This window comes from Actinomycetota bacterium (genome assembly GCA_005774595.1).
Lineage (GTDB): Bacteria > Actinomycetota > Coriobacteriia > Anaerosomatales > D1FN1-002 > D1FN1-002.
The window spans coordinates 1-1,588 of sequence record VAUM01000392.1; the positions used below are offsets into that span (position 1 = coordinate 1).

General features: G+C 72.8%; 2 protein-coding genes. Both read left to right on the plus strand.

Features of this window, described 5'->3' with window-relative positions:
• Positions 1-560: 560 nt before the first annotated feature.
• Positions 561-884, plus strand: coding sequence for a YbaB/EbfC family nucleoid-associated protein (locus FDZ70_10410; protein ID TLM66560.1), 324 nt, complete (start codon positions 561-563; stop codon positions 882-884).
• A 20-nt stretch (positions 885-904) separates the two neighbouring features.
• Entirely contained in the window at positions 905-1,504 is a 600-nt protein-coding gene (gene recR, locus FDZ70_10415; protein ID TLM66559.1) for a recombination protein RecR, read from the plus strand.
• Positions 1,505-1,588: the final 84 nt, after the last annotated feature.

The window sequence follows — 1,588 nt, forward strand, 5'->3', positions numbered from 1 at the left end:
GGCGCGGGCGCGTCCGCGGCTCCGCCCGCCGGCGCCCGTCCGCTCGACCGCGCGCAGGTCAAGCGCGCGTGGCCGGCGGTCGTCGCCGAGATCCGCCGCCACAAGAAGTCGCGCGCGGCGTGGTTCGTCTCGGTCGAGGTCGACGTCGACGACGATGGCCATACGCTGCGCATCGAGTTCCCCTCGGACCAGGCGATCACTCTGTCGATGGCCGAGAAGCCCGAGTCGATGCAGATGTTGCGCGCGGCGCTCTCGCACGCGTTCGGCTTCGCGCCGCCGATCCGGTTCCAGCTCGGCCGCGGCGCGGCGGTCCCGCTGCCGCAGCCGGATGCGGACCCCGAGCCCGATCCCGATGCCGACCCGGCCGACGTGCTCGGCGGCGAGGTCATCCCGGACGCGGACCCTGCCCCGGAGCAGCCGGCCGACGAGGCGTCCGCGCCGCCGCCTCCGCCCGAGCAGCCCGGCCTTCTGGACTCGCTGGGCGCCGAGGAGATCGCCGACGTCCCGTACGAGGCCGACGAGTACATCAGCGACCCCGAGGAAGAGGAGTCATGAGCGCGATGCGACCCGACATGGGCAAGATGATGAAGCAGGTCCAGCGGATGCAGGCCGAGATGGCGCGCGTCCAGGACGAGCTGCAGGACGCGACCGTCGAGGCGTCCGCAGGTGGGGGCGCGGTCAAGGTCGTCATCAGCGGCGACCTGCGCGTGCAGTCGGTCCAGCTCGATCCCGCCGCGATCGACCCGGATGACGTCGAGATGCTGCAGGACCTCATCGCTGCGGCCGTCAACGAGGCGCTCCGGTCCGCGCAGGAGCTCGCCGCCGAGAAGATGGGTGCGGTGACCGGCGGTATGGGCGGCCTCGGCCTGCCCGGCCTGATGTAGGCGACTGCGGGCCGCGCGCGGTGACCTACTGGGCCCCATCGATCGCCCGGCTGCTCGAGGAACTCGAGCGGCTTCCGGGTGTCGGTCCGAAGTCGGCGCAGCGCATCGCTTACCACCTCCTGCGGGCCGACGAGGAGTCGGCGCGGCGGCTCGCCGACGCGATCGTCGAGGTCAAGCAGACCGTCCGCTTCTGCACGCGCTGCTTCAACCTCGCCGAGGAGGACCTGTGCGCGGTCTGCGCCGACCCGCGCCGCGACGCGTCCGCGGTCTGCGTCGTCGAGGAGCCGCGCGACGTCGTGGCGATCGAGCGTACCGGCGAGTTCCGGGGCGTGTACCACGTGCTCCAGGGCGCCATCTCGCCGATCGACGGCATCGGTCCCGAGCAGCTGCGCGTGCGCGAGCTCATCGCGCGGATCGGCGAAGGCGGCGTCGAGGAGGTCGTCGTCGCCACGAACCCCAACGTCGAGGGCGAGACGACGGCGGTCTACCTCGCCAAGCTCATCAAGCCGCTCGGCGTGCGCGTGACCCGCATCGCGAGCGGGCTGCCGGTCGGCGGCGACCTCGAGTTCGCCGACGAGGTCACGCTCGGCCGGGCGCTGGAGGCGCGCCGGGAGATGTGACGGCGGTCGTTCCCCGACGGGTGGAGACCAAAGGGACCGGCCGGGACGAGAGGGGGCCGTGATGTCCGAGGTGGAGCTGTGCGC